The sequence below is a fragment of the Photorhabdus sp. RM322S genome, from assembly GCF_042879395.1.
In the GTDB taxonomy this organism is placed as follows: Bacteria; Pseudomonadota; Gammaproteobacteria; order Enterobacterales; family Enterobacteriaceae; genus Photorhabdus; species Photorhabdus khanii.
The window spans coordinates 1-26,119 of the sequence record NZ_JBHFKW010000011.1 but is presented as its reverse complement, the minus strand read 5'-3'; the positions used below and the strand labels follow the sequence as shown (position 1 = coordinate 26,119).

31 protein-coding genes and 2 pseudogenes are annotated in these 26,119 nt (G+C 38.3%); 32 read left to right on the top strand and 1 reads right to left on the bottom strand.

Features of this window, described 5'->3' with window-relative positions:
- Positions 1 to 211 precede the first annotated feature (211 nt).
- From ACGF63_RS08665 to ACGF63_RS08605, 13 genes are all read left to right on the top strand, one after another.
- Complete coding sequence (locus ACGF63_RS08665; protein ID WP_387630160.1) at positions 212 to 631, top strand: antiterminator Q family protein; 420 nt, start codon at positions 212 to 214, stop codon at positions 629 to 631.
- Positions 632 to 975: 344 nt separating this feature from the next.
- Entirely contained in the window at positions 976 to 1,746 is a 771-nt protein-coding gene (locus ACGF63_RS08660; RefSeq protein ID WP_387630157.1) for an SDR family oxidoreductase, read from the top strand.
- A 1-nt stretch (position 1,747) separates the two neighbouring features.
- The gene (locus ACGF63_RS08655) at positions 1,748 to 2,125 is read left to right on the top strand and encodes a hypothetical protein (protein WP_387630154.1); all 378 of its coding nucleotides are present in this window, start codon (positions 1,748 to 1,750) and stop codon (positions 2,123 to 2,125) included.
- 9 nt (positions 2,126 to 2,134) lie between these two features.
- On the top strand, positions 2,135 to 3,199 hold the full coding sequence (locus tag ACGF63_RS08650; protein ID WP_387630151.1) for a hypothetical protein: 1,065 nt from the start codon (positions 2,135 to 2,137) through the stop codon (positions 3,197 to 3,199).
- A 7-nt stretch (positions 3,200 to 3,206) separates the two neighbouring features.
- Positions 3,207 to 4,502 (top strand): beta-ketoacyl-[acyl-carrier-protein] synthase family protein, encoded by a 1,296-nt coding sequence (locus tag ACGF63_RS08645; RefSeq protein ID WP_387630148.1) that lies wholly within the window; start codon positions 3,207 to 3,209, stop codon positions 4,500 to 4,502.
- 1 nt (position 4,503) lies between these two features.
- Positions 4,504 to 5,919, top strand: coding sequence for an AMP-binding protein (locus ACGF63_RS08640; protein WP_387630145.1), 1,416 nt, complete (start codon positions 4,504 to 4,506; stop codon positions 5,917 to 5,919).
- A 110-nt stretch (positions 5,920 to 6,029) separates the two neighbouring features.
- Positions 6,030 to 6,578 (top strand): hypothetical protein, encoded by a 549-nt coding sequence (locus ACGF63_RS08635; protein ID WP_387630142.1) that lies wholly within the window; start codon positions 6,030 to 6,032, stop codon positions 6,576 to 6,578.
- A 220-nt stretch (positions 6,579 to 6,798) separates the two neighbouring features.
- Positions 6,799 to 7,464: a class I SAM-dependent methyltransferase gene (locus tag ACGF63_RS08630; RefSeq protein WP_387630140.1), complete on the top strand. Its 666-nt coding sequence runs from the start codon at positions 6,799 to 6,801 to the stop codon at positions 7,462 to 7,464.
- A 1-nt stretch (position 7,465) separates the two neighbouring features.
- Positions 7,466 to 8,647, top strand: coding sequence for an AMP-binding protein (locus ACGF63_RS08625; protein ID WP_387630137.1), 1,182 nt, complete (start codon positions 7,466 to 7,468; stop codon positions 8,645 to 8,647).
- Between the two features lie 3 nt (positions 8,648 to 8,650).
- The gene (locus ACGF63_RS08620) at positions 8,651 to 9,466 is read left to right on the top strand and encodes a hypothetical protein (protein ID WP_387630134.1); all 816 of its coding nucleotides are present in this window, start codon (positions 8,651 to 8,653) and stop codon (positions 9,464 to 9,466) included.
- Positions 9,467 to 9,544: 78 nt separating this feature from the next.
- Positions 9,545 to 10,363 (top strand): hypothetical protein, encoded by an 819-nt coding sequence (locus ACGF63_RS08615; RefSeq protein WP_387630131.1) that lies wholly within the window; start codon positions 9,545 to 9,547, stop codon positions 10,361 to 10,363.
- Positions 10,353 to 11,414, top strand: coding sequence for a citrate/2-methylcitrate synthase (locus ACGF63_RS08610; protein WP_387630128.1), 1,062 nt, complete (start codon positions 10,353 to 10,355; stop codon positions 11,412 to 11,414). The genes ACGF63_RS08615 and ACGF63_RS08610 overlap by 11 nt, the downstream gene beginning before the upstream one ends.
- Positions 11,415 to 11,422: 8 nt before the next feature.
- Complete coding sequence (locus ACGF63_RS08605; RefSeq protein WP_387630125.1) at positions 11,423 to 12,181, top strand: hypothetical protein; 759 nt, start codon at positions 11,423 to 11,425, stop codon at positions 12,179 to 12,181.
- A gap of 218 nt (positions 12,182 to 12,399) precedes the next feature.
- On the opposite strand, the pseudogene ACGF63_RS08600 reads toward ACGF63_RS08605, so the two are convergent.
- A pseudogene (locus ACGF63_RS08600) lies at positions 12,400 to 12,775 on the bottom strand (transposase); the annotation flags it as partial.
- A gap of 521 nt (positions 12,776 to 13,296) precedes the next feature.
- Here ACGF63_RS08600 and ACGF63_RS08595 point away from each other — a divergent pair.
- From ACGF63_RS08595 to ACGF63_RS08505, 19 genes and pseudogenes are all read left to right on the top strand, one after another.
- A complete protein-coding gene (locus ACGF63_RS08595) occupies positions 13,297 to 13,806 on the top strand; it encodes a DUF6622 family protein (RefSeq protein WP_387630123.1) in 510 nt (169 codons plus the stop codon).
- Positions 13,807 to 13,873: 67 nt separating this feature from the next.
- Positions 13,874 to 14,155: pseudogene (locus ACGF63_RS08590) on the top strand (antiterminator Q family protein); the annotation flags it as partial.
- A gap of 180 nt (positions 14,156 to 14,335) precedes the next feature.
- On the top strand, positions 14,336 to 14,485 hold the full coding sequence (locus tag ACGF63_RS08585) for a hypothetical protein (protein WP_387630120.1): 150 nt from the start codon (positions 14,336 to 14,338) through the stop codon (positions 14,483 to 14,485).
- The gene (locus tag ACGF63_RS08580; protein WP_387630117.1) at positions 14,472 to 15,017 is read left to right on the top strand and encodes a hypothetical protein; all 546 of its coding nucleotides are present in this window, start codon (positions 14,472 to 14,474) and stop codon (positions 15,015 to 15,017) included. Before ACGF63_RS08585 ends, ACGF63_RS08580 begins: the two co-directional genes overlap by 14 nt.
- A 3-nt stretch (positions 15,018 to 15,020) precedes the next feature.
- A complete protein-coding gene (locus ACGF63_RS08575) occupies positions 15,021 to 16,490 on the top strand; it encodes a DUF3383 domain-containing protein (protein WP_387630114.1) in 1,470 nt (489 codons plus the stop codon).
- Positions 16,491 to 16,499: 9 nt separating this feature from the next.
- The gene (locus tag ACGF63_RS08570) at positions 16,500 to 16,940 is read left to right on the top strand and encodes a DUF3277 family protein (RefSeq protein WP_036848161.1); all 441 of its coding nucleotides are present in this window, start codon (positions 16,500 to 16,502) and stop codon (positions 16,938 to 16,940) included.
- 99 nt (positions 16,941 to 17,039) lie between these two features.
- The gene (locus ACGF63_RS08565) at positions 17,040 to 17,450 is read left to right on the top strand and encodes a phage tail assembly chaperone (protein WP_152961670.1); all 411 of its coding nucleotides are present in this window, start codon (positions 17,040 to 17,042) and stop codon (positions 17,448 to 17,450) included.
- A 32-nt stretch (positions 17,451 to 17,482) separates the two neighbouring features.
- Positions 17,483 to 17,653 carry a DUF6889 family protein gene (locus tag ACGF63_RS08560; RefSeq protein ID WP_165577095.1) on the top strand — a complete coding sequence of 57 codons (171 nt, stop codon included), beginning with the start codon at positions 17,483 to 17,485 and terminating at the stop codon, positions 17,651 to 17,653.
- A complete protein-coding gene (locus tag ACGF63_RS08555) occupies positions 17,643 to 19,412 on the top strand; it encodes a hypothetical protein (RefSeq protein ID WP_387630110.1) in 1,770 nt (589 codons plus the stop codon). Before ACGF63_RS08560 ends, ACGF63_RS08555 begins: the two co-directional genes overlap by 11 nt.
- 2 nt (positions 19,413 to 19,414) lie before the next feature.
- Positions 19,415 to 20,020, top strand: a complete 606-nt coding sequence (locus ACGF63_RS08550) for a phage baseplate protein (protein ID WP_036848153.1) — start codon at positions 19,415 to 19,417, stop codon at positions 20,018 to 20,020.
- A complete protein-coding gene (locus ACGF63_RS08545; protein WP_036848149.1) occupies positions 20,005 to 20,310 on the top strand; it encodes a phage baseplate plug protein in 306 nt (101 codons plus the stop codon). The genes ACGF63_RS08550 and ACGF63_RS08545 overlap by 16 nt, the downstream gene beginning before the upstream one ends.
- A gap of 297 nt (positions 20,311 to 20,607) precedes the next feature.
- Positions 20,608 to 21,144, top strand: coding sequence for a hypothetical protein (locus ACGF63_RS08540; protein WP_132352634.1), 537 nt, complete (start codon positions 20,608 to 20,610; stop codon positions 21,142 to 21,144).
- A gap of 93 nt (positions 21,145 to 21,237) precedes the next feature.
- A complete protein-coding gene (locus ACGF63_RS08535; protein ID WP_192903078.1) occupies positions 21,238 to 21,414 on the top strand; it encodes a hypothetical protein in 177 nt (58 codons plus the stop codon).
- A gap of 247 nt (positions 21,415 to 21,661) precedes the next feature.
- On the top strand, positions 21,662 to 22,615 hold the full coding sequence (locus tag ACGF63_RS08530; protein ID WP_036848146.1) for a phage protein: 954 nt from the start codon (positions 21,662 to 21,664) through the stop codon (positions 22,613 to 22,615).
- Positions 22,615 to 23,370, top strand: coding sequence for a Gp138 family membrane-puncturing spike protein (locus tag ACGF63_RS08525; protein WP_132352638.1), 756 nt, complete (start codon positions 22,615 to 22,617; stop codon positions 23,368 to 23,370). The genes ACGF63_RS08530 and ACGF63_RS08525 overlap by 1 nt, the downstream gene beginning before the upstream one ends.
- Positions 23,367 to 23,714, top strand: coding sequence for a hypothetical protein (locus tag ACGF63_RS08520; protein WP_132352640.1), 348 nt, complete (start codon positions 23,367 to 23,369; stop codon positions 23,712 to 23,714). Before ACGF63_RS08525 ends, ACGF63_RS08520 begins: the two co-directional genes overlap by 4 nt.
- Positions 23,707 to 24,900, top strand: a complete 1,194-nt coding sequence (locus ACGF63_RS08515; RefSeq protein ID WP_387630103.1) for a baseplate J/gp47 family protein — start codon at positions 23,707 to 23,709, stop codon at positions 24,898 to 24,900. The genes ACGF63_RS08520 and ACGF63_RS08515 overlap by 8 nt, the downstream gene beginning before the upstream one ends.
- Positions 24,897 to 25,469 carry a DUF2612 domain-containing protein gene (locus ACGF63_RS08510; RefSeq protein ID WP_387630101.1) on the top strand — a complete coding sequence of 191 codons (573 nt, stop codon included), beginning with the start codon at positions 24,897 to 24,899 and terminating at the stop codon, positions 25,467 to 25,469. The genes ACGF63_RS08515 and ACGF63_RS08510 overlap by 4 nt, the downstream gene beginning before the upstream one ends.
- Positions 25,470 to 25,471: 2 nt before the next feature.
- Positions 25,472 to 26,119 (top strand): tail fiber protein (locus ACGF63_RS08505; protein ID WP_387630098.1); only part of this gene is annotated, 648 nt, incomplete at its 3' end.

Sequence of the window (26,119 nt, the reverse complement as noted above, 5' to 3'; positions counted from 1 at the left end):
AAGTTAAGCCTGATCGGAATAGGGGTTTTTTAGTATTTTCATTTAATAAATTCAGTAAGAAAATGTATTTAAACGATGTAGTTAAGCAACAAAGAAACACAGAAATAGAGAATAAGAAATTTGTTATAATACCGAATGCATGGATGCATGAGACCGTTCCGAAAATAATTTTTACTACTATTTGTTACTAAAAGTTAAAAGGTCAAAATGTATGCGTAATATTCAACAAGTTTTAGAGCGTTGGGGCGGCTGGGTTGATGATGCCACGGGTGTCAATTGGCCATCAATCGCTGCTGGATTTAAAGGTCTGATTGCGTCAACTCGTCCATTGCGTCCTTCCTGTTGTGATAACGATGGCTTGATCATTGATGCTTGTATTGCAAAGCTACAAACGGTAGATAAGTCTGAAGAAATTGAAGTTTTATTTATGTACTACGCGTTAGGGCTTTCCAAACGGTCCATAGCGCGTTTAATTGAAGTCTCGGATATTGAAGTGCGTTCCCGGTTACAAAAGGGAGAAAGTTTTGTGCAGGGATGTTTGGCTATGCTCGATATTAAGTTAGAAATGGATGATGAAATACGAGAGCACAAAAAGCTTACGCGTACGCAAAAAGCTATGGTAGTGTACTAATCTGTTAAAGTTGCGAATAAGCGCTAAAGCTAATAAGCCCCGATATTTTTATCGGGGCTTATTTCATTCGGCTCTTGCAGCATCTGCTGTTACGTACCGATAGAAGTGAAAATTTAAATAATAATTGTAGAGGTCGCATTTTGTGGTTCTGTCGCATTAGCGGAACTTACCTCATGTTCCGCTAATGCGACAGAACCAATTAAAGTAATTACTTATAAAAATGATAACATAAAAATAATAATATAAAAATCAACCAATGTGATTGGTAAGGAAAAATGTAACTGATTATAGGAAATAACGTTACGATAAAGTAAATGACTATTCTATTTTGATGGAATTTTATTATGAAATTTATTGTTGATAGTGACTTGAAATTAACAAATAAACGTTCGGCACTAATTTTGGCTGGTACTTCAGAAATAGGAGAGGCGATAATTAATGATCTAATTAAGCAAGATTATGATATTACATTTACTTGGTGGAAAGGAGATGAAAAAGTAAAAAATATAGAAGAAAAATATGGTGCTCGCGTAAAACCAGTACAACTTAATTTAATGAACGAAGAACGAGTCATTGAATTCTGTCAACTTATTGAGAGCGAAAAAATTAATGTAACAATTTATTGTGCGGGGATTAACCCAGCTAAACTATGTGATGATTTAGATCCAGATACTATAAAAAATATCACCTGGATAAATTTTATTTCTGCTACATTTATTTTTAATGTCATTGCTAAAAACATGAAATTATACAAAGAATCAGAAACAAAATTTATTTATATTAGTTCCGTAGCCGCTCACAAGATAAATATTGGTAATAGTGTTTATGGAGCAACAAAAATAGCTATGGAGCGATATATGTCTAATATAGCATTAGAGTTTGCAAGATTTAACATACGAACTTTATGCCTTAGCCCCGGTTATATAAAAACACATATGTTGAAAGAATATTGTGATAAAAAAGGTATTACTTTACGTGACATTGAAAAAAACATCCCCACCCGTCAACTACTTTTACCACAAGACATTGTTAATACTATAAACTCTTTTATTAATAACCAAATAACTACTACAGGTATCACGTTAACATTAGGAAACGGTGAGAGGTTAATCTAATATGTATATTTCTGTGATAGAAAAAATATTCAAAGACGTTATGTACATTAGTGAAGATACAAAAATAGATGTAAATAAGTCATTGTTCTTAGATTATGATATGACATCTATTGATTTTTCTTTTGAGTTGAAGAAAAATCTTAATATTGACATTACCCCTGATACCTTATGGCCTATAAATAAAATGGCTACACTGGAAGAAAACTATTCATTTAAAGATAAAAAATGGACATCCGAAGGGATTTCCCATCTAAACAGACAACTAAAATTTTCCGATAAAGCTGTAATTAATGATTTTGAAATAGAGTTTAAAGAATTATACAAATACTTCACTATTTATTATATAAATCAAAAGTTAGTTCATTCTCTACAAAACTAGGAATAAAATATGAGAAGATCATATATTAAAAATTATGGTGTTTATCATCAGTATGCTAAAAGTAGTGCAGATTTACTTTCATTAATGATCTATAAATCTAAAACGGCTAGAAGTTTTCCATTAGTAAATATTTATTCTGAATCTAAAATTTCTATCAGTGATCCTACATTGATTAAACGAGAAGATCGGGCTGTATTAAATACTATATCTAAATTATCAATCAATGCATTAGCTGATCTGGGGAAAAAAACCAATCTTAAATTTTTATCAAAAGCAAGACTTTACTCAGCTTGTGATAGTGAAGAACATAATTTGAATACGTTGAAAGAGGTTGTTCATAAGGGGGCTGATGATTTTTGGAAAAATCTATCTTATTTTAATAAGTTAGATAACCCATTGGAAATGCTTCGCTTATTGCCGACTAATCCTCTTTATCATATTTCCAAGATACTCGCTAATCATGAAGAGGGAATTCCTTTGCGTTCCGCATCATTAAGTGGCATGAGTGCTTTAAAAATGGCCCAAGAAGACATTATTCATAATGATGTTAAGCAAGGAGCATTAATTATAAACAGCGCAAATATGTTAAGTTCTGATATCTTAACCGTATTTGGTAAATTTGGTGAAATTCGTGAAAATGCGTCGATGAACTCAGGTATTATTCCTAGCTGGGGTTGTGTAATTCTTCATTTGGATCACGATCCGCATGAAGCACTAGCTGAAATAATTTCCATTATTATTCATTACGCCCCTAAAGTAAAATACACACATAAAGATTGGAAAAATATTTTTGTCGAACAAAAAAAGAAACACGGTACTCCCGATATAATAATCAGTTATGATAATGGGATTTTAGAACAAAAAGAAGCTGAATATAATTCAATAGAAAAGATATTTCCAGATGCAAAAATTATGAATTACAAGTTAATTACAGGTTATACCGGTAGGCTAAACAATATCCTTGATATTCTATGTTGCCTGAATGACCCAGAAATTCCTAATGGCTGCAGATTATTGTTAAATGGCGCAGGAATAAATTACGGTTTGGGATGTGTTTTTTTAACTAAAAAGTGACGTGAAAATGGATAAAAATCTACCTTACGACCCGTTGTGTATTAGTTTATATAGTGCAATAACTCCACTCGGTAATAAATTGGAAGATATATATTTTAATTTGAAAAATAATATCAGTGGAGTTAAGCCTATTAAAAAATTTGACCATCACTCTCTGAATTCATCTTATGCTGGCATACCCGATGAAGGAAATGAATTACTTCAGTGGCCAAAGAAAAAACATTTCCGTAATGGTGAACTTTTCTATGCAGAAAAAGCAGCTATTGAACTTTCCCGTCAGATAAGGTTAACGGATTATTATTCAGCCAATGAAATAGGTTGTATAATTGGCACAGATGAACCTGCTATGGATATAGAGCAGTGTATTGAATTTACTAGAAAACTACCATTGAATGCCACTAGAGAAAATCGTATCAAAGCATCAATTGAATATTTTAAAGTCAGAGAATTATTCGACCTAGATTGCGGTGCCATTCTTAAATCTATTCATAATATTATTCCGTACACTGGCACCAGTTTTGCTCATCTTGGACTTTGTTCAGCCTCAACGCAAAGTATCGGACTGGCTATGCGTGCTATCCAGAGAGGCCAGATAAAGGCGGCTATCACAGGAGGGGTTTCTGCTAAGGTTACTCCATTAAATGTGGCACGCTTAGAAGGGATGGGGGTCATTACGACTGATAATCGTTATACGGGTTCACAACTATCACGTCCCTTTGATCGCAATCGTAGTGGCTTTGTATTAGCAGAAGGTGCAGTTTTATTTGTTATTGAAAAAGAATCAGCCGTTCGAGCACGCCAAGGAATACCACTGGTGCGGTTACTGGGATATGGCAGTTCCTTGTGCGCTGAGAATATAGTGGCCCCACACCATGATGAACTAGAAATGAGGCTTTCGATGGAAAGGGCACTGAAAGATGCGAAGATTGCTAAGAGTCATATCGATTTTGTTAGTGCTCACGGTACATCAACGGTACAAAACGATCTTCATGAATCCCGAGCTATTTCCAGAGTATTTGGTGAACATCAACCGGCAATTATTGCAACTAAATCAAATCATGGCCATCTGATCGCGACAGCTGGTGCTATGGAAATACTTACGGTTATTGTGTCATTTCAGCATAATTTCCTACCCGGTATTTTAAACCTTGATGAACCAGATCCCCAATTACCGGAACATATCTCTCTAGTTAGACAACATACTTATATGCCTTTGCATTATGCGATAAAAAATTCATTTGGTATGGGTGGCAGTGCAGTCAGCTTAGTACTCGGCAACCCTAACATTATTGAGAATAATTGATATGTTAACTATCGTATCTTTATTACAGAACAATTGGCGCGTTAAAGTTAAAAATCAAAGTTATAATGGTGCCGATTTTACGGCAATGGTGCAAAGTGGTATCACACAGATCCTCACTCATTCTGCTCATTATAAAACTAATCGAGAAGCGCTATTCGTTTTTCTAATCAGAAATAACTTAGAAGGAATGCTCTATTATTTTCTTGCTTCTGCACTTAAACTAAAAGCGATGATTGTGAATATCCGTGATATCACCACAGTCCAAATGTTAGTAAAAGAGGATAATATTGCTGCTTACGTGATGAATCCAGCATGTCAAGCAAGAATCCCTATAAATAAGAAGATTGTACTTACTGCTCATTGTGCTGGTTCAAATTATATCAGATCTACATACGATTTTACTCCGTTTCCATATGCCTATTTTTACTTTATGACTTCTGGGACAACCGGTAAGCCCAAGCTGATGCAATACAAGGAAATTAGACTTACCGCGAATGCTGAAAAAGTCCGGTGTTATCTGAAGATAACTTCTGACAATAATACCCTGTGTATTTTCCCTGTACAGTATATGTATGGGCTATCTACTATGTTAAGCACGCTAATTTCAGAAGGAGGATTAATATTCGAACACTATCGATTGAACAGTATTAATGAAATAATCCATTTTTATTCTATTAATACCCTGCCCTTGATTGGTGATTTGATGCTTCCACTAAGTAAAGTACTAACTGAAAGCCGTACACGGTTAGCAACCGTTCTAAATGCATCAGATTGTTTACTTACCTTTCAAGCGACACAAATAATGAATTGTTGTGATGTATTATGGAACAATTTTGGTCAGACTGAATCTGGTCCTCGTTTATTTTGCCATAAATTTGAAACAACCAGCGATATCGAAAAAAGAAGCCGTAATAGCGTGGTTGCTCCAGGTTTTGTTATATCTGACGAAATTCAAATTCAATTGAAAAAAAATACTGATTTTACAACTGGCTTTAGTCAAATGCACTATCAAACACCATATTCTGCCGATGGATATGTCGATAGTAACCTGACTCTCTTACATAATGATGGCTGGTTTAACTCTGGTGATCTCTTCGAAAAAGATAGTGACGATTGTTATTATTGGATTTCACGTACTGTGAACGAGTTTAAAATTAATGGAAAATTTTTCCCTGAAAAAGAAATATCTAATCAAATTATGCAGGAACTGGGTTACGTCCGTCACTACTTTAGCAAAAACTCTGAAGGTTTCATTGAGATAAATATCGAATCAACTGTGGAAAAAGAAACGGTTAGTAATATAAAAAATTTGCTATTACAGTCTTGGCACCGTTTTGACTTTATAGTAAATACTATCTCCCTTATTCCTACAACTAATACAGGTAAAATAAAATTCATATCATCGGGGGTAAAGTGATAAGGGTTTTTATTAATTTAAAATCAAATCTGTTTCTTTGCTTGTTTTCACATACTGAAAATACTTTACTAAATGAAAAAAAACATCACCCTATAAAGTTACCTTCTTTTATGAGCCAAGCCAGTAATGCTATACGCCAACGAGAATTTGCTAAGCAATATGGTTTGATCTTATTAAAGGAATTTTTTAGTACTGATTATGCTGCTGTTAACAGCTATTACAGTGTCAGTCATGGTAAGCAGCTTACTGCACTGCTCTTAAGTCATATACCGGAAGTTGTCTATATTGGTGTTGATATTGAGTATCTTTATTATCATAGAAAAGTACGCCATTTTATGATTGATTATCTACGAAAATATGAGAGTTATTTAAACCCAAATACAGATAAGATTTACTTATCAACAGTTGTTTTTTGCTGTATGGAGAGTATCTATAAAGCATTATTTTCTTTTCAGCCATTTACCTTTAATATTGATGATTATGTGCTGGAAAAATTAGATGATCAACTGTGCACGTTTATTTATGTTGGGAGTGAAATTAAACTTAAAATTCCAAAAATACACTGTGCTTATTACGAAATTGATGGTTCAATAATTGCGGTTACGTTAATGAATGACTCTCTTTTTTCTGTCTTAGATGATAGTAATTCGTTAGTGTAACAATAGTATTTACATAAGCTCACTAATATTTTCGAAAAATTATTTATTTTCAGATATTGAAATATAAAAATATTTAAATTAAAAAATAAATTAAATATGCATCATGTGGTAAGTCATGTATATAGGTAAAACCTAATTTCAATCACATAGACAATCATCACAATAATGCATTAGATTAGGTGATTTTATTTTCTATTCATACACTATAAGGACATGAATAATGAAAGATTTATTTGTTGATTTAACTCCTGAGCAATACGAAAATTTTGCAATTGTAGGAACTTCAATATGGAACTCCTATCTTAGAAAACGCCTCCTTGAAGAGATGGCAACTATCACCTCAGAAAAAAATAGTTTATTGGATGTGGGCATGGGGACAGGCCATATGCTTTTTAATTTATTAGATGCTCCAGAACTTAGCCATTACCATTTAAACGGAATTGATCTTGATTTACGTATGGTTACTTTCTGCAGGGAGAAAATAAAAAAACACGCGGTACAATCGAAAATAACCGTGTATGAAGGTAGTGCCAGTGCATTACCATTTAATGAACAGATATTCTCATTAATTTATGGAAGGTCAATTATTCATCATTGGTCAGAACCCCAAAAAGGTTTACAGGAAGTATGCCGTGTATTGGATAAAGGTGGGATTGCCATTATTCATGAGCCATTGGCTGATGCAGATGAAAAAGCCATTAAGTTATTTAACGAAGAGCGAGAAAAATGTGGTGTTCCCAATATGAGTATCGATGATAAATATACGTTAGAACAAATTCAGTCACTACTATCCTCATGCCAGATGAAAAACATTGAATACCATGTGAAAAAAGGAACCGGGATAGGTGCTTTAGGTTGTGAAATTCTTATAAAAAAGAAGGTGTAATATGAAAAATTATGACAATTCACAACTATTCCAGAGTGAACGGAAACGTCTGGCAACAATAACACAACGCTATTTTTCTGATTATCAAGAATTTTGCAGTATAGTGCCTGTAAACAAGCAAATACTTTTACCTGTGAATACACCGATAGAAGCGGCTTATTTTCCTGCTTTGATAGGCACAACCAGCGGAACCACAGGAACAATGAAGGCTGTACGGACTACTTTCAAAGTGAGCAAAAATTCAGCTTCCAATAGTGAACATAATCTTATTGGTAGGCTGAAAAAACAACAGATTTTTACTTGCCAAGACGTAGTAGGTAATCTGTTTACGATTAATTTGTTCTCATCATTACACTACTCTGCCTGTGAAATAGCAAAATACTGTCATGCCAGCGTAATTCCAATTGGAGATATTATACTCTTAGATAAAAAACATTTTCATTTTCTCGTAGAAGTTGGTCTTTCTGTATTATTTGGCGTGCCTGCCTCAATTATTCAATTTATTGAGGCAATGAAGTATTTTGATATTTCATTATCAATAAAAAAGATAGTTTTTACTGGTGAATCTCTTCGAAAAGACCAGGAAAAATATATTCTGGATATATTAGGGAATGATTTAAAAATTATTGGACTGTATGGGTTGTCTGAGTGTGGTTTTCTGGGACTTTCTACTGAGAATCATGATAAATATATTCTCTTTAAAGAGGACTTCTTTTTTGAATATGATAATAAGTTTGGGTTATTAGTTACTTCATTGGATCACACAGCGTCATATCGTTTGATCCGATATCCTACTGGTGATAGTGCAAAAATCAGTTATAGAGACGAGAATCTGCTCTTAACTGATATCAGACGTAATATAGATGAATTTAATTTCATGGGGAATGTTGTTAATTGTAAAAAAATAACACGCCTTATTGTCAATAAATTACCCGATGCTAAAATACAAATTGAATTATCTTCTGATAATAAGAATAAAGAATGTCTCATGATAAGAGTTTTATCTAAAGAAAATGATAAAGCTGATTTAGATAGCCTAGAAGAAGAAATACGAAATATACCAGAGTTAGCTGAAGTTTATAGTAGAAAGCGAGGAAATGTCTGTTTAATTAAAACAGACTATAACGACTTTTCTCTATCTCCACGAGGAAAGCATTTGTTAATCATAGATAATCGGAGTTAAATAATGTTTGATGATATAATAAATAAGATAAATGAAGCAATAAATTATCCAATAGAGAAATACTCGTTATCACCAAAATTTAATGAGCTTACCACAGAAATACGTGATGACCTTCTAGATGTAAAAAAACATGACTCTGGTCAATATAATAGATTTTGCGAAAATCAGTCACATTTGCTGTCAGTTTTAGATAATAAAGCGCTAGCATATAGTAAAAATTGGGAAATCATGATTGCTGACTCTATGACTGGGACGTTGCCATTCTCTGGAGATAAAGCTTCAGCCGTAGATAAAATGAAAAATTACTATATTGAGCGTAACCGTTCATTATATTTTGATGAGAAAGACTTATTGAAGAATGTTCTTTCCCACCCTAAATATGTCTGTCATGTTGGATGCGGACCAATGCCTTCATCAGTTCTAATGTGGCTGAAATATACTGATGCACACATAACAGCAATTGACTATGACAAATATTCTGTTGAGTCAGCCAGTGCGGTATTTGAAGCCTGGAGACGGCCTAAACAAATCTCTGCTGACCGAGCAACATTTATTGCCACAAAAGGAGAAAATTTCAATTATTCGGGTATGGATCTGATTATCATTTCCAGGGCTATCTTAAATAAAGAAGGCGTTTTTTCTGCCATTCTTAATTCAGATAAGGATACAGTAAGCATCATTGAAAGGGCACCCAGGTACTTCTATAACTTAGAATTCTACCGTCCGAAAGGTTTTGAACGTTATCAGTTAGCGACTAAAGAACGTTATGATACGAACCTTAATTTGTATAAATTTTCCTCATGGCGTGGGGAGGGATAACACAAATTAGGCAGGAAAGCTTTCCTCTTTCATTAAGGGGAAAGCCTATTTTAATAATAGATAAAAGGATATTAAATTATGTTAAATGACATAATAGATAAAATAAATCAGGCAATAGGTTACCCTATAAAAAAACAATCTGGATTATTACCAGAGTTTGATCTTATAGTAAAACAAATACGTGATGATCTTTTGTTTGTTAAAATAAATCATCCTGATCTATATCATAAATTTAGCCATAATCAGGAGCAATTACTTTCAAAATTGGATAATAAAATTATTCTCGATGAGAAAAATCATGAAACAATTATTGCCAGTTTTATGTGTGGAAAAAAAACACTAACCAAGAATGAAATGTCTACTTTAAGTGAAAGTCTAAAATTCTATACTGAGCATTATCGCTCATTATATTTCGACGAAAGAGAATTATTAGAACAATCACCTAAGCATATATGTCATATTGGCTGTGGCCCAATGCCTGCATCGATTCTGATGTGGATGAAATATACAAATGCCAAGGTCACTGCAATTGATTACGACAAAGATGCTATTGAGTCAGCTCGGGAAGTATTTGAAAACTGGCGGCACCATAAAGGAATGGCTATTGAACGAGCAACGTTTATCACTGAAGCCGGAGAAAATTTTAACTATGCTGGCATTGATCTGATTCTGCTCTCATCGTCTATCGTAAATAAAGAAAACGTTTATGTTGCCATTCTCAATTCAGCTATTGATATTGTAAATGTAATCGAGCGAATCCCTCATTTTCTTTATCACTCTCAATTTAGAGGTTCAACAAGTTTTGAACATTATTTGTTGGCTACCAAAGAGCGCAACGACATGAATTTGAGACTTTATCGGTTTCCTGCACTCAATGGAGAACAACATGGAAAATAACTCAATTGATTACTATGACATTGAAAAAAACACTCTATATATTCGCCAGAAAAACATTTTAACCTTAGCGAAAAATTATCACTACTTACAAAATACTTGGTTTTCTCTAAGCGGTGATACTTTATCACTTGAAGAAATGGATAGTCTGGTAATGAAAGCCAGCACAGCCTTACAAAACAGTGCGTGTGTAGTAAGGGTTCAAAAAATGCACCAATTGTTACCCTGCAACCAGGAATTATCTCCCTTACAGCGCTTCATCATGTTACTAATGCAAGTAGAAATAGATAAGTCTTTTCTTACCGAACAATCAATTACAGAAGATCAATCTGATTTGATGGTAATACTGTTGTTACCGTGGCTAATCGAACTTGCAAGACGCAAAGAGTACACCCCTCCTCTTCCACAACTAACAAATTGCCGCGCATTTAGTCAATGGTTTCTGACGTCACTTAGTGATTGTACTGATAATACTATTGATAGCAGTTTTATGATGTCGCTGTTATTAGGGGGATTCGGTATAGTTACACCAACCACCGCGACAGTAAGATTTATTGCCAGTACTAAAAACAGTGTTAATTATGCCTTAATAGGGGCTTTATGTGCAGCCGGTCCGTCACATTTAGGTGCTTGTCAACTCGTTACAAAAAAACTTAACGCTTTATCTTCTCATTTAAAACGAGGAAATATCAAGAGTGCCATGCATAACTATTGTGTCACTAAACCCTATCCGGGCTTCGGCCATCCAGTTATGCCACGAGATACGCGTGTTGATGCATTTTTTTCTCAATATAATGATACATTCACTCCTTATAAAATACTCGCTAATACCATTACCTCTTATTGTGGATTAAACGCTAATGTAGATTATTTATTAGGCTGTGTACTCAGCCAGAGACGGGTTGATCCCTATATTGCTGTACTTGCTTTCTTTGTTTGTCGAGCACCTATCCTATTGAGTCATTATAGACAACGTTTTAATGCACATGCATTTGGTATGAGTTCGAAGGAGTTGCGTGAAAAATACAAAGAACTTCCGAAACACTGGTTATAAGGTGCAATATGGAAACACAATTTCTTGCAATATGCTTACCTTTGAGTATTGAATCAAGGAGAGACATGGCAACCGGTGTTGCACTACTTTCAAGTTGGCAAGGGCATCAAAATCACAGTGCCATTAGTCTGTTGATTGAAGCCTTAAACCAGTTTGCGGTTCGTTATGTATCCTCACGGTTTTCGGCTAAAATGCAGCAGCGTTTTCTCCCTGTTATGATTGAACATTTTTCCTGTAAGGTGGCATCATGTAGCAATAAGATGATCGTGGAAGGGGGACTTGAGCCAATCTATAACACCTTCCGTGTTAACTGCCGAGTTTATAGTGGAAAATTTAGAGAAAAAACTGTTGCGCAAGCCAGCATTATCGTCAGTGAGGTAGAATTATCAACGACGCCTTTCGCTGAGATTTCTATTGAAAACTCTGCTATTTCCCTATGGGAAGTCTGGCCTATCAGCAACCACTGTTATGGTTTCCATTTGAATTCAGGTCATTATTTGTTTCAGGAACATTTTCCGGGACAGCCTGTTTGCCCCGGCTCATTACTTATAGATCTTGTTTTCTCTCTGTGTAAAAGGAATGAAAGTAAGACTGATATCATTAAATTACACAAAGTCAAATTCCTGAAAGCGGTAAGACCTGATCATAATTATACAGTATCACTCAAAACTAATAGTGAAGGAATGTTAGGTAATTTTTTTATCTGTGATGAAAATGGTGAACGTCATACTAATGGCAGTTTTTCCTTCTTGCAGGCACTGCCATGAATAATTTGTTAAAATTTTTTATCTCTCTGATTCCCTGGAATCTCTATTCTTATATGATGTTTACTTCATTAAGCATAGAAACAAAATTTACAATATGGGGTTTGCTTTTAGCCTTTCTAATCGTAATTAATCGTCATCTTATTTCATAGTATGAATCGATAACTTTATGAAATTTATTCAATTTTCTATTTATTTTTATTAACTAACCTGAGTTCTGGTTAAGCCGTCACTAACATATCCATTTCTGAGCAGGAAATATTCAGTGACGGTTTGTTCTCTTTGAGGTAATAAGCGATGAGTCCCCTCAATACATTCAACATTAATCCCTGCACACTACGGTGTCGTGAATGTTCTATCTGAGAAATATTCTTTAATTTATCATTGATGGTTTCTATGATGAAACGCTTTGATAATATCATCTTATCCTACACCGAGAGCGCTTCTGCCTTCATGTTACATGCGCGTATGGGTGATGAATGTCACACTTGTTGCGTTTAAATCATCAAACAGAGCTTGACTGATATATCCCTTGTTGCCGTAAAATGTTCCTGTTAATCCCATTGCTAATTCACGCACGGGCTCCCGAGCATCGACTTCGCAGAAGAGTTCAACTAATTTATCCATGCCTGTTCCTTATAAGCTCTCTTTTTTCTTGGTCAGAAAATTCTGACCTTGGAACAGGCGTTTAATTCCATTTTTTATCCAGAGTTCAGGTTAACTATTGTTTCGATTGGATTCCATTAATTTCTGACTATCGTGCAAGTTTCTGTTACACAATTTTATCTATTATTGCTATAGCCAATTTAATCATAAAAAAGCCATTCACGATTGCATAGTCGTGAGATTCGCTTTCAGAAGATAAGCTCAATCATGTTGTTTTTTATAAAATTAATAAAATATAACATTAATATGGATTTTTGTTCTTGTAATAAATGGGATCATAGGTTACATTTTTACATCAAAGTCGCATTCCCGCTTATTATCTTTAAGCACTATTGTTTTCACCATGCTTGTATCTAAATATTTACCCTAAATAATGAGGGATTATTACAGAAAGAAAGCAAAATCACCTTAATGATAAACTTCTCATACAAAAAAGACTAATGAGTGACAACATGCCACAATACATCACTATTATAAAAGACACACCTATATGGGTCTGGATTCTGCTTGTATTTCTTGTCATAAGAGGCATTAAAGCTCTTTCAGACCGTGAAATGAGTATAGGGCGCATTTTCTTGCTGCCTACCGTATTTTTAGTTTGGGGAATACATAGTGTTCTCACGGAAACCTACTTCTCAAATTTATCACTGGTGATGATGGGAATCGGTCTGATTCTCGGTACTACTATTGGTTGGATACTATGGAGATCACAGCCACGATTAAGAAAAAAAACTAACAGCAACTTAATTATTCGCCCAGGTACGCCTTTGACATTGATGGTGATCATGGTTACTTTTGTAAGTAAGTTTATCATGATGGCTTTATTAATTATTTACCCAATATTGCTACACTCATTACATTATAATTTACTCTTCGGGCTATTGAGTGGCCTTCTTGATGGTATTTTTTGGGGAGGCACACTGAATCTTTTTATTTCATGGTGTAAGAATAAGAGTTCATAACCAAGATCAATATTACTTCTCGTTAGGTTATTTTTTTGGTCAGCGTGTGTAAGGAAACTGTTGTGATAACGATGGCTTGATCATTGATGCTTGTATTGCAAAGCTACAAACGGTAGATAAGTCTGAAGAAATTGAAGTTTTATTTATGTACTACTCTTTAGGGTTTTCCAAACGGTCCATAGCGCGTTTAATTGAAGTCTCGGATATTGAAGTGCGTTCCCGGTTACAAAAGGGAGAAAGTTTTGTGCAGGGATGTCTGGCTATGCTCGATATTAAGTTAGAAATGGATGATGAAATACGAGAGCACAAAAAGCTTACGCGTACGCAAAAAGCTATGGTAGTGTACTAATCTGTTAAAGTTGCGAATAAGCGCTAAAGCTAATAAGCTCCGATATTCTTATCGGGGCTTATTTCATTCGGCTCTTGCAGCATCTGTTGTTACGTATCGATAGAAGTGAAAATTTAAATAATAATTGTAGAGGTCGCATTTTGTTGCGGCCTTTTTCGTATTTGCCACCGCGAATCGCTCATGGCTATTTCCTTATTTTTTGCGGTTGGTATCCCTGTTAAATCAATCATAACCCGCTACTGGGAGCGAAGCCTGCATTGTGCTTGGCTTACCCAGGCACATGGTGAGTTATTGCTGTTTGATGGAGGTGTTTTTGATGAGCAACGGTAGTGATAAAACTGGTTGGTTAACGTCTGTCACTCCTGGGCCTGAGTACGATGAGGAACTGGAGCACACACTGAGTTGTTGGGTGAGTGGTGTTTCTGGATTGCCTGACGATAAAGTGCGTTCCCGCTGGACATCCGTACCATCGCCACCGTTACCGGCGGATGATGACGGGTGTGATTTTGGCATTATGGGCATTATTTCGGATGTTACGCCTGCTTTTGAGAATCAGACGAAAGAAAGTACTGAATTATGGCGTCATGAAGAAATCGAATGCTTGATTTCATTTTATGGCCCGAACTGCCAGCGGTACGGCACCTGTTTTCGTGATGGGCTGGCGGTCAATCAGAACAATGACGAACTGGGACGTTTCGGCCTCTCAGTAGATAAATCCAGCCAGTTGATTGCTTTACCTGAGCTTATCAATAACCAGTGGGTGCGTCGTTATGACATGACGATCACCTTGCGGCGAAAAGTAGTGCGTGAATACGGTGTTAAATCACTGGTGGAAGCGCCTGTCAAATTCTTTGGAGATTAAATTATGCAGGGTTTACCTGTTTCAAACATTATCAATGTCACGTTGAATATGGCTCCTCATGCGGCCCAGTCCCGAAACTTTGGTGCGTTACTGATCATCGGTGCAAGCAATGTGATCAACACTCAAGAACGTTTACGTCTGTATTCTGATATTGATGGTGTTGGTACTGATTTTGGACTGACTTCACCGGAATATCAGGCCGCAGCGCTTTATTACTCTCAGTCACCACGCCCGGTTGATGTATATATCGGTCGATGGGCGAAAGACAACGTTATTTCCTCTTTGCAGAGTGCAATACTGAATAAGCAACAGCAAACAATCAATAAGTTTACTGCTGTGACGGATGGTTCTTTTAAGTTAATGATTAATGGTAAAGAGGTGATATGCAGCGGCATAGATTTGAGTAAAGAGACGAATCTTAATGGCGTTGCCCAACGGGTAGAGGATAAGTTGAAAGATTGTTCAGTCACTTATGACATGGCATCTTCACGTTTCACCATCGTACCGCATTCTTCGGGCACTATGGATTATATCTTACCGGCAACGACCGGAACTTATATTGGCGAATTGTTAAAACTGGATGAAGTCTCTGGCGCTATGGTTACTGAACCGACGAAAGCAGAAACGATTGCTGAGGCGGTGGCGACACTGGGAGCGCTATCCAGTGGTTGGTACGGGTTGGTTATTGCTGATGACACTCTGACAGATAAAGATATTTTGTCTGTTGCCGACTACATCGAATCCGCGTCTGTTTCTCGTATCTATGGGCATACAGTACAGAAAACAGACGTATTGGAGGCTGACGTTGCTACTGATATCGGATCACAGCTGAAAGGCGGAAATTATCAGCGCACGCTCTGGCAATATTCATCTGGTAAACCGTATACCGTCGCTTCTCTGATGGGGCGGATGTTTACCGTGAATTTCAATGGCAATAACACCACTATTACCCTGAAATTCAAACAGGAACCTGCTGTTACTGCTGAAAGCCTGACAGCAACCCAAGCTAACGCCTTGAAGAAGAAAAACGGCAACGTTTTTGTTAAATACAACAACGACACGGCCATTATTCAGGAAGGTGTCATGGCAAACGGCGATTTTATTGATGAACGCCATGGTCTGGATTGGTTACAGAACTACGTTCAGAACAATCTTTATAACTTACTTTACACCAGCACCAGCAAGATCCCACAGACTGATGAAGGTGTCACGCGTTTGATTACCAATGTTGAACAGTCACTTGATCAAGCGGTGACCAATGGATTGATCGCTCATGGTGTATGGGGCGGCGATCCCATTGGTGCGTTGAATAGTGGTGCAACGTTGACGAAAGGTTATTACGTTTACGCACCACCAATCGCGACACAAGCGCAGGTCGATAGGGAAGCCCGAAAAGCACCGGTTATCCAGTGTGCTATCAAATTAGCAGGGGCTGTTCACTACGCTGATGTCATTATTAATGTAAACAGATAAGGGTTGAAAATGGCTACATATTCTTTTCTTGATGTCTCCGCGTCTATTACCGGAGTCGGTGGTTCTTTTGATCTTGGCAACGGCGCAGCTCTCTCTGATGAGGGTATCACCGTCACGATGTCAGAAAGTAAAAACACCATGACCACAGGCGCAGACGGTGAAGTGATGCATTCATTGCATGCGACCAAATCTGGCACCATCACCGTTAACTTACTTAAAACCAGCCCGGTAAACGCCAAACTGAACGCGATGTTGAGTACACAATCGCTTTCATCGGCAGCATGGGGTAATAACGTCATTGTTATTCGCAATAAACAGAGTAACGACACAGCTGTTGCCCGTTCTGTCGCATTTCAGAAGCAGCCGGATTTGCAGAATGCTAAAGCCGGCAATACCGTTGCCTGGATATTTGATTGCGGAAAAATCGACATCATGTTAGGCACATTCTAACGAATTGACTTCACAGACGCTGAAACAACGCTCAAGCCAGCATTGGACTTATATTTCGGTGGCTTGAGCAATTTTGCGGATAGGTTTTAAGGGGTGATCATGGAATTTGAAATTGACGGCAAAAAGTATCGCGGTGGCAAACTGAACGCTTTTCAGCAACAGGATCTGGCAGTGGCTTTGGCGCCAGCCATTCCGGCACTTGGACCGCTCATGAAAAAGCTTGTTACAGCCAACAATGATGAAAGAGAGACCAGCTTTGAAGAATTGCTGCCTTATTTGGTTGAATCAATCAATGCGCTGGGAAAATCCAACCGATATGAAATTAATGACATTTGCTTATCAATAATTTCCCGTGAACAGAATGGTATCTGGAGCAAAATTTATGAATCTAATGGTCAGGTATTGATGTTCGATGACATCAATGGCTTAGAGTTATTGAAAATTGTGGGGTTTATTATCAGAGACTCACTGGGAAATTTTTTTCCCGCCCCATTAGAGAGCGCAGTGTAATCCCGGGACAATCCAGCTTAAATTTTGAAACCTTGCCGGAAGGGCGTGATTACCTGTTACGCCCGGTCATTGCGGGGATGTGCCGTTATGAATCTTTGAAAGATGGCGTTCTTGACCTGGCTGATATTGCACTGATGAATGATGCCCTTGACGTTAAATCAGAAAATGAGGCCATGATAGAGAGGTGGCGAAGTGAGCAATAACACTGAAACAATTGAAGATTTCCTGGTATCACTTAGGTTTGATATTGACGAGGTGGGGCAGCGTAAATTCATGGCTGTTATCACGGAAGTCACGTCTAACGTTCTTAAAATGCGGGCGGAAATTGAAAGCGCAACATTAGCGGTGGTTAATTTTATCACTCAAATCGCTAACGGCCTGGATAAGCTCAGTGGGCAATTGCAGAAAACAGGCGTAACAACTGAAAAAATTAAATCTATTGATGGTGGTGTCAGTCAGGTTGGGGCAAATGTTGAGGGGCTTTTGCCCAACATGGGCATTCAGGCCAGTGATACAAAGAGCAACCATTGTAATACGGCTTCTTTGGTCTCATTGATAAGTGAACAGTTATTAAAAACACCAATGGATTGTGCTGGTCAATCCACCGGCACACTTGATAGTGATGACATATTTAATGCCGTTGAGGAATTAGTCAAATGGTTAGACAAAGGGGAAATCTCAGCGAAAGGTTTATTGGCGACACTGAATGAATTGTGGAAATTCACAGGAAGAAAAATCACTCTGGGTATACTCTTTGATTTTAATAATCGGTTAAATGCATTACAGGAAGAAGCAAAAAGAAATCACGAAAACGTGGGTGAAACTCTAATGCGGCGGCGAAGAGAGTATGAAGCAAATAAAAAACCACTTATAACATCTGAGCAACTGAATAGCTGGATGTCAACACATGGGATCTATATTGCTTCTGACTGGACACTGTTTTTCAGCAAAGATAAGTATGAAAAATACCAGCAACAACTTGATGTCAGGAAAACCATAATCGATAAAGGACACAGCCCAACGGTTATTGATAATATTCCTGCTAAAGTATCAGAACAATCAAGTAAAACGAAAAAGAAACGAAAGAATAAGCCACTAAATAAAGCTCATCTTAAGACTAGTATTGTTAAACAGCATGATGCTCATCATGGTTTAATGGCTACAGCTAACCAGTCGATAAATGTTTTTAACAGTGAGCTTACAGGGGCAAGATTAAAGAAAATAATGTCATCCAGAGGGGTACGGAATAATAATCCATTAAATATGAATTTTGCACATCAGACAGGGGCGGTACTTGAAGATAACCCAAAACCCAGATTTGCTAAGTATCCAGATGCCTACAGTGGATTAAAAGGTTCGGCCCATCAGTTGAGACGTTATTTTCGTGGTCAAACTACCGGAAAAAAGCTACAGACCATTGCAAGTATTATCCCGACATGGGCACCATCAAAAGATGGCAATAAGACTAAAATTTATATTGCCAACGTGTCTAAAATGATGGGAGTTTCTAAGGATGCATTCATTGATCTCACCGATCCTAATGTGATGCAAAGGATGATTGATAGCATGATGGTAGTAGAAAGTGGTGGTAATCCTTATTCACCCGAACTTATCAGGGCGGCAATTACCGGGGCGCCACCGCCAGCGAATAAACCTTCAGGCTTGGCCGGGCATCTGAATAATGTCGTTCATTCTTTGAAAAATATTTCGATTGATCCCCGAATAATCAGTGGTGCGGTGATAAATATCAACAGTATGATGAATCATCAGGTAATGACTCCCCATTTACTGCTGCATACGCCAATACCAGCTGGTAATAATGTGATGGGGATAGGGGAAGTAAATTATCATATTGAGGTTAATGGCGTTGAATCTCCCAGAGAGGCAGCAAGACTGACTGGGGAAACAGTAGAACGCACTCACAGTATGCTACTTCGAAATATGCAAACACAGGTGAGATAACAATGGATATATTATCAGTCATGTTTTCTCAGCAAACGAGAAAAATAGGTGTCATTGTACCGAGTGTTGTTATTTCAGAAACCCATACGGATACATCCAATATAACAGATCATCCGGTCCAGCAAGGGGCGACAATCAGCGATCATGCTTATGACACGCCATCAGAAGTTATAATGAGCTTGGGTTTTGCTGGTGGTGGTTCGTTGCTTGATGTTGTGGATACCACAAAAGTATTTGATATTGCTACCGGATTGAGCCTGGGAACCAACCCGCGTGCGGTATATCAACAGTTGCTTGATCTGAAATCATCATATAAACCTTTTGATGTTGCGACAGGGAAACGTTTATACAACAACATGCTAATTCAAAATATAAGTGTTACAACGGATAAAACCAGTGAAAACGTTTTGTCAGTCACTTTAACCTTGCGTGAAGTTATGATTGTTGAAACATCGCCGAATAAGACCGCGCCGGCGGAAAATATGAAACACTCTGAAGATACGGCACCTGTGGTTAATGTCGGAACCAAAGTCACGGTGAAGCCGTCATTACCACAAAGAATTCTTGACTTTATTATAGAACGAGGTAAAAAATGGCTGGGATTGTAGAAATTCCTTTATCACCTAAAAACCAGCAATTTGATGTTCAGTTAAATGGAATTAACTATAAAATGCGTTTGATGTGGCGTGATATTGCGGGCTGGATATTAGATATTATGACGCCGGACAGTGAACCCATAATCAATGGCTTGCCGCTGGTTTTTGGGGTTAATCTGCTTGAACAATATTGTCATCTTGGTTTTAATGGTTCATTAATCTTTTATGGTGATATAAATCAGCAGAAACCTTACAGGAATAATCTTGGCAAGGAAGATAGATTATACTTTGTAGTAAGTTAACTTGGTAAGAATGAAGGGTAATACATCTGTTCAAATTGGTTATGGAAAAATTTAAGCCAAGTAACGAGTATGGCTATATATTTAATATCCTAAATATGCTACTTTGGAGGCAGTGAGGATTTTGGATAATAAGACAGAAGCAATCTCCGATATTATTTTATCAGGAAATGGAATGGAATTGATATTGTAGATTTTGGTAAATATGTAGGGTATATAGTGACATAGTGTGGAAGATTTTCTGAAAAGAAACAGGCAATACTATATATAGCTATAATCTCATTTCTAAAGGTTTTTAGGATGCTTTCTCTGGAAGAAATTGGTCAATCAGTGCGGAATAATCTACAACTAATCATTGATTCTCAAGAATTGCCATTAGCTGTAGGTCCTATAACTGATCAGGATTTTAGAATTCTTTTTGGTGGTTTTGGAGATTTGGAGTGGGAATTTGGTCTGGCAGAATATGGAAATGATCCTGATAGGTTTGAATTTTGCGTGAAATTAGTGAATATGGCAATAGAAACGGTGCCCTCAGGAGTTGCTCTTTGCGTATATGGTGTCAATGATAAAATTTTCAGAATTCACATGATTGAAAACTTTTCCAAAAATGATAAAAATCACCCTTTAACGGGCCGTATGGTTCTGCTTACCTTGATGTCTGCATATTTGTTTAGTGTGGCGGTGGAAGCTGAAGGTGTCTATATTATGGAGCCTGTTTCCGAGCTGTGTGATTATTATGCTAGCTTTGGTTTTACAATGCATGAATGCGGATATATTATGGTTTCAGATGTTAACGGATTACAGACAGCTTTTGGGAAATTCGCCAGGATGGTATAAGATTTTATTATGGAAATAGTAGGTGAATCTGTTAGCGTGATATGACGATCGCCCCTCAATGGAGGGTGCTAAGAGGCTCCCAGAGAGGTATATATGAAAGAGCAAAGAGTATCCAAAAAAGAAGCCAGGTTTGACACACAAGGTGCATTTGCAAGAATGGGTGCTGCTGTTGATGTTTTGAAGAAAGCGGCTCCAGATGCTTTTGAATACAAGGTTGCATGTTGTGAGCAACAGGGAAAGTTGCGCGGTAGCAAAAAAGCAGTAGCGTAAGTTTTTACAGTTTTTTTCATGTACCCTTCGGGGGACTTGTGAGACTTCTTGGAAACAGGAAGTTAGGTACGGTAAAAAGGCGATGACAAGCCCACCGTTCCTGTGAATGGGCACCAGTAATGGTGCCCATTGTCATTTATAGAGTCTTATTCCGATGCAGTTTTATAGCCACAACCTTTAACTTCCTATGATTTATTACACGTGCCGCTTAATTGCGGTTTTTTTGTTTCTGTTAATTAGGTGAATTATGTCAAAACAATGGATAAGAGAATGCCACCTTATCGTTGTAGACGAAAAGGGTGAAAAGGTAGATTTATCAAACCTGAAAATCATATTTAATATCAACAGAGCTGAACACTCCTATCCGGCTACGGGTGTTTTCACGATATATAACCTCAATGACGAAACCAGTAATAAATTACGCCGAAATGAGTTTAAAACAATTAAATTTGTCGCGGGCTACAAGGAGAATTCAGGGCAAATATTTTCAGGACAAATCCAATACACACATGTGAAGAGAGAAAGCGCAACCGACACCTGTGTTGTTATTCAGGCTGCGGATGGGGATGAGCCACACAATTACGCGACCGTAAATACCACTATTGCCGCTGGATATTCGCAAGCAGATTTAGACCATTTACTGATGCGTGATATTGCCAAATATGGCATTACCGCCGGTTTGCGCCCGGAATTCCGCAAATCAGCATCCCCGAGGGGAAAAGTGCTTTTTGGTATGCACCGTAATGAAGTTTCTAATCTGGCAAAGCAATGTGACGCTAACTGGCGTTACGAAGATAACCAGTTGCATATTGTGCCCAGGAATAAATATCTGACAGAGGCGGTTGTACTGACATTAAAAACCGGTCTGATTGGTATGCCTGAACAGACCATCGGCGCAGGTATTAACGTTAAATGCTTAATCAATCCCAATATCGGCCCCGGCACATTAATCAGACTGGATAATCGTTCAATCAAGCCGGTTGAGCCTTCTGGCGATGAAACACCTAAATCTGACAATCATAAAGATGCAAAAGAGCAACCATCAGCATTGGATTCTGACGGTGATTACATCGTCTTCAGCGTAAATTATTCCGGCGACACCCGCGGAACTGACTGGTACATGGAGATGATGTGTGTTGCTAAAAGCGATCACACATTGCTGAAGAAATTAATGAGCAATAAAGATAAGGCAACCACCTGATGATAAATACTGATGAACGACTAAATAGGCCCGAAGCGGTCTTTTTTTCTATGCAAGAGGTCATTAGCGCCGGATTGTATGTCTCTTTACCTTGCATTATTCAATCATTTAACGCTGATGCGGTCACAGTAACAGCACAACCCGCTATCAGATGGAAAATCAGGAAAAAAGACGGTGAACTGGAATCCGTATCTTTGCCGCTGCTAGTCGATGTACCCGTAATATTTCCAAGGGGCGGGGGAGTGACATTAACCTTCCCGGTAAAAGCGGGTGATGAATGCCTGGTTGTATTTGCTGATCGCTGTATTGATTACTGGTGGCAATCTGGCGGCGTACAAGAGCCGGTAGATCCCCGGCAACACAACCTCTCCGATGGATTTGCGATCATTGGTCCACAATCCCAGCAACAAAAAATAGCCGATATCAGCATCAGCACCGCGCAGCTAAGAAGTGATGATGGCGCCGCTTATATCGAACTCGATCCCGGTAGCCATAATGTCACAGTGATCACACCGGCGAAACTCATTGCCACTGCACATGGCGGTACTGAAATCACCTCACCTGAAATCACCCTGAACGGCAACGTCACCATTAACGGCAACTTATCGCAGGGAATGGGGTCGGGTGGCGGTACAGCAACCCTGCAAGGCCCGGTCACGGTGAACAACGATCTAACAGCGAGTGGCATAAGCCTGATGAACCATACGCACGGTGGTGTACAAACCGGTAGCGGTAGCACGAGGAAACCGCAATGAGATACAGAAGAGAAATTGATAACGACTATGTATTTGGTCGTGGAGAAGCGAGTTTTCTTATCAACTCACCGGAAGCGGTCGCGCAGGCGGTGAAAACCCGCCTGATGTTGCGCAGTGGCGAATGGTTTCTTGATGACCGGGAAGGAACCGATTACGACAAAGTACTGGGTAAAGGCACATCGGGTTTTTATGACCTGATTATCAGACAGCGAATACGGCAAACGCAGGGTGTGTCAGAAATTATCCACTACCGTAGTGAAAGAAACCCCAACACAAGAAAAATCACCATTACCGCCACGATTGACACGATTTATGGACAGACAGGAGTAACTGCTGATGTATGAAAGTATTATCACCTCAATGTTACCTGCTATTGATAGAAACGGGATCAACGCGCCTGATTATCAAACCATCTTAAATGGCTGGAAGGCGATATTCAGGGACATCTACGGGAACGATATTTACGTTGAATCTGACAGTAAAGACGGTGTATTTCTGTCGCTGATAGCTTACGTTATTCACGGTTGTAACAACGCCACCATTGCTTCTTACAACTCATTTAGCCCGACAACCGCGGTGGGTGAAGGGCTTTCCCGCAGTGTCAAAATCAATGGCATTACCAGAAAAAGCCCCAGTAACTCAACGGTGGATGTATTGGTAACCGGTCGGGCAGGAACCGTTATTCGCAACGCTTCCGTTCGGGACGACGCCGGAAACACTTGGTCACTTCCTGATGAAGTGATTATCGACACGCACGGGCAGGCTATTGTGACGGCCATATGTCAACAGACCGGCGCGATTGGCGCACTGCCTCACACGGTTAATCAGATTGCGACGCCAACCTTGGGTTGGCAAACAGTGACAAACCCTGTGGCTGCCACACTTGGTCGGGGAATTGAATCCGATGCAGAACTGCGAATACGCCAGGCGGTTTCAGTTGCATTGCCTTCACAAACCATTATGGATGGATTAATCGGTGCGATTGCTAACCTGCATGGCGTCTCACGTTATCGGGGATACGACAACGACACGGATCAAACCGACGAAAATGGCATACCCGCGCACAGTATAGCCATTGTGATTGATGGTGGAGACTCGAAAGAAATTGCTCAGACCATCTTAAAAAAGAAAACGCCGGGCATACCGACATTTGGCACCACTGCTGAAATTGTCACAGACAGTGCTGGCAATGAAAAAACGATAAACTTCTATCGTCCTTCGCTGGTGCCAATTTACATTGAAATTCAGATTAGGCCCTTTGTCGGATACACCTCGGATATTGGGAACAGCATTCGTACAGAGATATCTGACTATATCAACTCACTTTACATTGGTGATGGGATATATGTTACCCGCCTGTTTGTTCCGGCAAACTTGTGCAATAAAAACGGCAGCCAGACATATGAAGTCTTGTCTGTGATGGCCGGTAAAACAGCATCAACAATAGATTCGGTGAACATCAACATTGCTTTTAACGAAGCACCGACTTGTTCACCTGAAAATATAAAAATAGTGACGGTGCTCAAATGAATAAATATATGAAACTGATTCCGGCGTATCACATGGAGGGTAAAAAATACGTCAGAATGCTTGAAGCGGTTACCGATATATTAAACCAAAGTGCACTTACAAATGACTTACTGATTAGCAGTTTTGACCTTGATAAAGCGGTGGGTAAACAGCTTGATATTATCGGCGAATGGGTAGGGAGAAACCGAACAATCCAGGCTCCGATTGAATACTATTACTTTTCCTTTGATATTCCTGAATTAGGATTTGATTACGGCACATGGAAAGATCGGTTTGATAGTGACAAAAGTTATATCGACCTGGATGATAACAATTACCGAATCGTGATTAAAGCCAAAATAGGGGAAAACAACTGGGATGGAACGGGGGAATCACTTAATCACATCCTGAGTTTCATTCATTCAAACCATAACATATCCATATCTTTTGAAGATAACTTGGATATGTCATTTACCGTGACTGTAAAAGGTCAATCAATTAGTACTATCACCAAAGAAATTATCCGTCAGGGTTATCTCTCCATTAAACCAATGGGAATAACGGTTAATTACCATGTCGTTGAGGGTTAGAAATGGCTAAAAATGACTTTAAAGCGTTTGCCACTGGCGAAAACGCGAATACATTATCGCAAGAAGAATATGAAAGTTTAGGTTTTATTGAAGAGGGATTTAAATCAGGAATAGCGAGGAGTGAACAGCTTAATAAAGTTTGGCGGCAATCCTCAATTATCGCTGCGGTGATTGGGAAATATATTGCAGAAAAAACGGGTGAAGATGTTATTGATGATGGAGATCTTGAGAAACTCGTAGGGCAATTAGATTTGGCATTAAAACAAAAAATTACGGCGGAAATTCCGGATGCTTCGCTTACGCAGAAAGGCATTTCGCAACTGAACAACGCGACAAATTCTGACAGAGAAGATCAGGCAGCAACGCCGAAAGCGGTGAACGATGTTAGAAAAATGGCTGAAGGTAAATTAAGTAGCGTTGCTGATGCTACGTTAAGCCAGAAGGGGATTGTACAGTTAAGCAGTGCTACTGATAGCGCGAATGAAACCTTAGCTGCGACTCCTAAAGCAGTTAAGGGCGCATATGATTTTGCCAATACGGCAAATGTAGCAGCTAAGAATGCTCATGATGAAGCAAATAGGGCTACAGATAATGCCAATAGCCGGTTGGCAAAAAATCAAAATGGTGCAGATATCCCTAATAAGAGTGAG